The sequence below is a fragment of the Oscillibacter sp. MSJ-31 genome, assembly GCF_018918025.1.
Lineage (GTDB): Bacteria > Bacillota > Clostridia > Oscillospirales > Oscillospiraceae > Hominicoprocola.
The window spans coordinates 24,894-31,869 of sequence record NZ_JAHLPT010000024.1 but is presented as its reverse complement, the minus strand read 5'-3'; the positions used below and the strand labels follow the sequence as shown (position 1 = coordinate 31,869).

6 protein-coding genes are annotated in these 6,976 nt (G+C 60.5%); 2 read left to right on the top strand and 4 right to left on the bottom strand.

Annotated features, from left to right (window positions below; all coding sequences use genetic code 11):
* Positions 1-347: 347 nt before the first annotated feature.
* The 4 genes from groL to KQI17_RS11795 form a co-directional block, all read right to left on the bottom strand.
* Positions 348-1,979 (bottom strand): chaperonin GroEL, encoded by a 1,632-nt coding sequence (gene groL, locus KQI17_RS11810; RefSeq protein WP_022018064.1) that lies wholly within the window; start codon positions 1,977-1,979, stop codon positions 348-350.
* Between the two features lie 172 nt (positions 1,980-2,151).
* On the bottom strand, positions 2,152-2,436 hold the full coding sequence (groES, locus tag KQI17_RS11805) for a co-chaperone GroES (RefSeq protein ID WP_022018065.1): 285 nt from the start codon (positions 2,434-2,436) through the stop codon (positions 2,152-2,154).
* 181 nt (positions 2,437-2,617) lie between these two features.
* Positions 2,618-3,547 carry a diacylglycerol kinase family protein gene (locus tag KQI17_RS11800; protein ID WP_216496417.1) on the bottom strand — a complete coding sequence of 310 codons (930 nt, stop codon included), beginning with the start codon at positions 3,545-3,547 and terminating at the stop codon, positions 2,618-2,620.
* Positions 3,548-3,744: 197 nt separating this feature from the next.
* Positions 3,745-4,866 (bottom strand): class I SAM-dependent RNA methyltransferase, encoded by a 1,122-nt coding sequence (locus KQI17_RS11795; RefSeq protein WP_216496416.1) that lies wholly within the window; start codon positions 4,864-4,866, stop codon positions 3,745-3,747.
* 267 nt (positions 4,867-5,133) lie between these two features.
* Here KQI17_RS11795 and KQI17_RS11790 point away from each other — a divergent pair, with 267 nt between their 5' ends.
* Positions 5,134-5,955 carry an NfeD family protein gene (locus tag KQI17_RS11790; protein WP_216496415.1) on the top strand — a complete coding sequence of 274 codons (822 nt, stop codon included), beginning with the start codon at positions 5,134-5,136 and terminating at the stop codon, positions 5,953-5,955.
* Between the two features lies 1 nt (position 5,956).
* Positions 5,957-6,904, top strand: coding sequence for an SPFH domain-containing protein (locus KQI17_RS11785; RefSeq protein ID WP_216496414.1), 948 nt, complete (start codon positions 5,957-5,959; stop codon positions 6,902-6,904).
* The last annotated feature ends 72 nt before the right edge of the window (positions 6,905-6,976 follow it).

Below are 6,976 nucleotides of genomic sequence, written 5' to 3'. Positions count from 1 at the left end.
GCCGGGTTTGCCGATAGCATTTATAGATGTGTTCAGTATACTATACTTCCCCAAAATTGCAAGAGAAAGGCGGCGATTTTTATAGCGAATTGCTCAAAATTCCTTCAAATCCTCCATCGCGCGGGGAATATGCCGATTGCGAGATAGAACGCATTTCCCTTCGCAGCCTTGGCAATGTTTCGAGGTCATAGCGGCACGTGCAAAAAGACCGACACCCGCAAATGTGAGTGTCGGTCTTCATTACCCTATCATGCGCTTGAATTTTTGGCGTAAGTGGCGTAAGTTTGGCGTAAATCCGCTTTTGCGCATCCCAAAAACCAAGCAATTTCAAGGCTTTGCGGCAGCTCTTAGTACATGCCGTCCATGCCGCCCATACCGGCGGGAGCCGCGGGTGCGGGAGGTTCGGGCTTGTCGGCGACCAGCGCCTCGGTGGTCAGCACCATGGAGCTGACGGACGCGGCGTTCTCCAGCGCGGAACGGGTGACCTTGGCAGGATCGACAATACCGGCGCCGATCATGTCGCAGTAGACCTCCTTGTAGGCGTCGAAGCCGTAGCCGACCTTGCGGCTGCTCTTGATCTTCTCAAGCACCACGCTGCCGTCCACACCGGCGTTCTTGGCGATCTGGCGGACAGGCTCCTGCAGCGCGTTGACGATGATCTTCACGCCGGTCTTCTCGTCGCCCTCGACCTTGCCGATGAGCTTCTCGACCGCGGGAACGGCATTGACGTAGGCCGTGCCGCCGCCGGCGACGATGCCCTCCTCGACCGCCGCGCGGGTCGCGTTCAGAGCGTCCTCAATGCGCAGCTTCTTTTCCTTCATCTCGGTCTCGGTGGCAGCGCCGACCTTGATGACCGCCACGCCGCCGGCGAGCTTCGCCAGACGCTCCTGCAGCTTCTCCTTGTCGTAGTCGCTGGTGGTGACGGCGATCTGCGCGCGGATCTGAGACACGCGGTCCTTGATGGCCTGCTTGTCGCCGGAGCCGTCCACGATGGTGGTGTTCTCCTTGGTGACCTTGACCTGACGCGCACGGCCGAGCATATCGACGGTCGCGCTCTTGAGCTCGTAGCCGAGCTCCTCGGAAATGACCTGGCCGCCGGTGAGGATGGCGATATCCTGCAGCATCTCCTTGCGGCGATCACCGAAGCCGGGCGCCTTGACGCACACGACGTTCAGCGTGCCGCGCAGACGGTTGACGATCAGGGTGCTCAGCGCCTCGCCCTCAACGTCCTCGGCGATGATGACCAGCTTCTTGCCGCTCTGCACGAGCTGCTCGAGGATGGGCAGAATGTCGGAAATGACGGAGATCTTCTTATCGGTGATGAGGATGTAGGCATCGTCCACGACGGCCTCCATCTTCTCGGTATCGGTGACCATGTAGGGGGTGATATAGCCGCGGTCGAACATCATGCCCTCGACGACCTCGGAATAGGTCTCGGCGGTCTTGGACTCCTCGATGGTGATCACGCCGTCGGCGCTGACCTTCTCCATGGCCTCGGCGATCAGCTTGCCGATGAACTCGTCGCCGCTGGAGACGGTGCCGACGCGGGCAATATCGTCCGTGCCGTTGACCTTCTGGCTGTTGGCCTTGATGGCCTCGACCGCGGTCTCAACGGCCTTGGCCATGCCCTTCTTCATCACGATGGGGTTCGCGCCGGCGGCGAGGTTCTTCAGGCCCTCGCGGATCATCGCCTGCGCGAGCAGGGTGGCGGTGGTGGTGCCGTCGCCCGCGACGTCGTTGGTCTTGGTGGAGACCTCACGCACGAGCTGAGCGCCCATGTTCTCGAACGGATCGGGCAGCTCGATCTCCTTGGCGATGGTCACGCCGTCGTTGGTGATGAGCGGAGCGCCGAACTTCTTGTCGAGCACGACGTTGCGGCCCTTGGGGCCGAGGGTGACCTTCACGGTATCGGCCAGAGTATTGACGCCGACTTCAAGCGCCTTGCGGGCCTCTTCGCCGGATTTAATGAGCTTAGACATAAGAGTGTACCTCCATTAGAAATTCCGCGGAACGCGAAAATAGTTTAGATTATTTTTGCCGCGACATGTGCGTGGCAAAAATACTTTGACCCAGCCGCCTTGGGCGGCGTCGCCAGTCCGCAGACTGGCGGTGGGGAATCCAAAGGGGAAGCCTGCTCCCTCTTTGCGCATTTTACTCAACGATGGCAAGGATATCAGACTGGCGGACGACGGTGTATTCCTCGTCATCGACCTTGACCTCGGTGCCGGAATACTTGCTGGTGATGACCTTGTCGCCGGGCTTGACGGTCATAACGACGTCGTGGCCGTCGACCATGCCGCCGGGGCCGACGGAAATGACCTCGGCGATCGAGGGCTTTTCCTTAGCGCTGGCGGTGAGGATGATGCCGCCCTTGGTGGTCTCTTCGGCCTCGAGCATCTTGAGGATGACGCGGTCGGCAAGCGGAGTGAGTTTCATGGGAATGTGCCTCCTTCTATATTTTCACAAATTTGAAAAAACAAATTCACCGTTGGTTAGCACTCATCGCGATCGAGTGCTAACCAACGGTGCTATCATAGCGCAAGGCAAGCAATATTGCAAGGGGATTTTATGAAAAATCCGGTCGATTTGCAAAAATTCACAGTTTGGTAAAATTCTCTCAGCGCGCCGTCGCGTTCGGGTCGCAGCCGGCAGGGCCGAAGAAATTAAGCTTTTTGTCCGCCAGGCGGAGCGTCACGTCGTGCGAATGGGAGCACTCGCCGTCCAGACAGGTCACGATGTCGCCGTCGTCGGAGTGGATGCGCACGACCTTCGCCGTGGAAAAGCGCACCACGTCCTTCGGGAGCTTTTCGTGGTTTCCCGCAGAGTAGTCCGGGAAGAGCCGCGCGAAGCGGAGCTTGCTGATGTTCTTCACCAAAACCGTGTGCAGCACGCCGTCGTTCATCCGCGCCTCCGGCACCGGCGTGGAGCCGCCGCCGTAGTAGCGTCCGTTGCACATGGAGACGAGGGCGAAGTCGTCCTCGAGCCTTTCCTCGTCCAGCCAGACCGTCCAATGCCGTCCGATGCGGCCGAAGATGCCGTTCGCCGCCACGCTGACCAGATAGCTGCCGCGCCCGCTCAGGTGCGGATTGGCGCTGAACTTATGCACGCTCTCGGCAATGCGCGCGTCGATGCCCGAGCAGGCGATCGTCAGGCAGTAACGCCCGCTGCAGTCGATGAGGTCGAGCGCCTGCGTTTCGCCGTTCCAAAGATTTTCCGCGTCGAGGAACTTTTCGTAGTCCGCGCCGAAGTTTTTGAGAAAATCATTGCCCGTGCCGATGGGGATGCAGGTCATCGCGGCGTTGGCATAGCCCGCGATGCCGTTGGCGACCTCATTGACCGTGCCGTCGCCGCCGCAGGCATAGAGCCGCACATCTTCTCCGCTCTCGGCAAGACCGCGCGCGAGCGTGGCCGCGTGGCCGACTGACGCGGTGAGCATACACTGTACGTCCAGACCGTGCTTTTCCCGCAGCGCCTCTGCCATCGTGTAGATGCGCTGGCGGCTGTCGTTCTTACCGGCCGACGGATTGATGATAAAAATGTGTTTCAAGGTACAGGTCCCCCGTTTCGATGACGCGGCGGGAGGAACCTCCCCCGCGCAGACTCTCTTCTTTAAATCATAGCGCATACCGCGTAAAAAATGCAATGAACATTTTATGAAAAAGTGTCACAACCGGAGCGCGGTGCAGAAGCTTTAACGAAAAATTAACACCGGCGTCCCCGCAGACCGCCGGTGTTCGTTTTATCTCAGAGCCGCTTCCCGTACATGAACAGGTCGCACTTGAGCATACCGTTGTAGAGCTTGCGCTTTTTGTCGGCTATGCGGCCAAAGCAGCGCTCGAACTCCGTGTGCGACGAGAGCACATAAACGCGCCAGGTCTCCGGCAGCTTATCCACCGCGCGGCCAAAGGCGCGGTAAAGCTCCTCGGCCTCCTTCTGCTCCAGCAGACGCTCACCGTAGGGCGGATTCGTCACAACGCGCCCATACTGCCCGCCCCAGTGGAAGCGCGTCGCGTCGTCCACCTCAAAGCGCACCGTATCGTCCACCTCGGCAAGCTCCGCGTTGTGCCGCGCGATCTCAACGGCGCGCTGGTCAATGTCGCCGCCCCAGATCTCATAGGTCTTGTCGTGAAATTCGTTGTCCATCGCCTCGTCCGCCGCGTCGAGCCATATCCTTTTGTCCACCATCGCCCAGTGCTGCGCGGCAAAGCTGCGGTTCAGACCCGGGGCGCGGTTCCTGGCAATCAGCGCCGCCTCGATGGCGATGGTGCCGCTGCCGCAGAAGGGATCGCAGAACGGGTCGCGCCCGTTGTAGTGCGAGAGCTTCACCATCGCGGCGGCCAGCGTCTCCTTGAGCGGAGCCGCTACGCCGACGGCGCGGTAGCCGCGCTTGTAAAGCCCCTCGCCGCTCGCGTCGAGGCAGAGCATCACCTCGTCCTTCATGATCGAGAAACGGATCTGATAGCGCTTGCCGGTCTCCGGCAGCGTTTCAAGCCCATAGGCCGCCCCGAGCCGCTCGACGACCGCCTTCTTCACGATGGACTGGCAGGCGGGAACGGAGTGCAGCGTGGAGTTGATGGAATAGCCCGTCACGGGGAACTCGCCCTCGCGGGGGATCCAGTCCTCCCAGCGCACGGCGCGGGTGCCCTGAAAGAGCGTTTCAAAATCCGTCGCGCGAAAGCTCGCGAGCACGAGCAGCACGCGCGCACCGCAGCGCAGATTGATGTTCAGCCGCGCGAGGTCGCGCTCCTCGCCGCGGCACAGCACACGCCCGTTTTCCACGCGGACGTCAGCAAGACCGAGCTTTTTCACTTCATCGCCCACCAGGCTCTCGAGCCCCAGCATGCAGGGAATGGCAAATTGCAGCATGGCGTTTCCATCGCTTTCCTCTTTCGTTTTTCCCAGTATAGCGGACGCGGCGCAAAAACGCAATCGTCCGCGCGCAAAAAAAGCATGGTAATTCTCCTCGCCCTATGGTATACTATGGGAAAGCCCCAAACGCCCCTCCGGCGGGCAATGTAACGTTAAAGTTGCGCGCCGGACAGGCAAAAACGCAAAACGCAAGCGCAGGTTGGTGGAAAAAACACGGCGCGGGCGGTAGGATAGCCACACAGAGAGAAACGGAGGAACAGGGAAATGGCCTTTGGCGAAAAGCTGCAGGAGGTCCGAAAGCAAAGCGGCATGACGCAGGAGACCTTTGCCGAGCAGCTGCACGTCTCGCGGCAGGCGGTGTCGCGCTGGGAGTCCGGCCGTGGCTACCCGGAGATCGAAAAGATCCTCTACATCTGCCACCGCTACCACACGACGCTCGACGCGCTCTTCGCCGACGAGCTTCCGCCCATCGAGGCGGAGGAGGCCGAGGTCGAGCAGCCCATCGCCGGCAAGCCGCTCAAGCGTTCCTTTGTTGACTTTCTCAGCAATCTTTCCCCCTATGACAAGCTCATCGGCGGCACGCTGATCTTTATCGTTCTGCTCTCGCTGATGGCGCTTGCCCACAGCATGAAAGGAGGTTCGGGAGGCAACATGACATTCGTATGGATCGCCGCCATCGTCATTTTCGGCATTGCCGAGGCGGCGACAGCGGGGCTGGTCTCCATCTGGTTCGTGGCGGGCGCGGTGGCCGCGCTGCTCTCGCTGGAGCTCGGCGCGGTGCTCTGGCTGCAGATCGTCGTCTTTCTGGCGGTCTCCATCGCGGCGCTGGTCGCAACGCGCCCGCTGGCGCACAAAATGCTGGATAAGACCATCGTTCCCACCAACGCCGACCGCGTGCTGCACCACACAGCCAAGGTCACCGAGACCATCGACAACGAAAACACCACCGGCGCCGTCTACATCGACGGCAAAACATGGACCGCCCGCAGCGAGGACGGCGACGTGATCGCCCGCGGCTCCATGGTCACCATCGTCCGAATGGAGGGCGTCAAGCTCTTCGTCAGAAAAGAAAGGGAGGAACCGTAATATGCCTATCGCATCCATTTTCAACTACATCGGCGTCATCGTGCTCGTCGTGCTCGTGCTCATTCTTGTTGTGAGCAACATCCACGTCGTGCAGCAGTCCCGCGCTTACGTCGTCGAGCGTCTCGGCGCGTACAGCGCGACCTGGAACGTCGGCCTGCACCTGAAGATCCCCTTCATTGAGCGCGTGGTCAAGAAGGTCAGCCTCAAGGAGCAGGTCGCCGACTTCGATCCCCAGCCCGTCATCACCAAGGATAATGTCACCATGCAGATCGACACGGTCATCTATTTTCAGATCACCGACCCCAAGCTCTACACCTACGGCGTCGAGCACCCGATGAACGCCATCGAGAACCTGACCGCCACGACGCTCCGCAACATCATCGGCGAAATGGAGCTTGACCAGTCCCTCACCAGCCGCGACGTCATCAACGCCAAGATGCGCTCCATCCTTGACGAAGCGACCGACCCCTGGGGCATCAAGGTCAACCGCGTGGAGCTCAAGAACATTCTGCCGCCCAAGGAAATTCAGAACGCCATGGAAAAGCAGATGAAGGCCGAGCGTGAGCGCCGCGAGTCCATCCTGCAGGCCGAGGGCCAGAAGCAGAGCCAGATCCTCGTCGCCGAGGGCGAAAAGCAGTCCACCATCCTCAAGGCGGACGCCGAGAAGCAGGCCGCCATTCTCCACGCCGAGGCCGAGCGTCAGGCCGCCGTGCTGCGCGCCGAGGGCGAGGCCGAGGCCATCATGAAGGTGCAGACCGCACTGGCGGACTCCATCAAGCTCCTCAACAACGCCAACCCCAACGATCAGGTCGTCAAGCTCAAGGCGCTCGAATCCTTCGAGAAGGCCGCCGACGGTCAGGCGACGAAGATCATCGTTCCCAGCGAGATCCAGAGCCTTGCCGGCCTTGCCGCCAGCTTCAAGGGGCTGCTCGAGGATGAGAAGAAGTAATATCCCACACCGCGAAAGAGAGCGCCTCGGCGCTCTCTTTTTTGTAACCATTTTGTAGTGACTTCTCCTTGG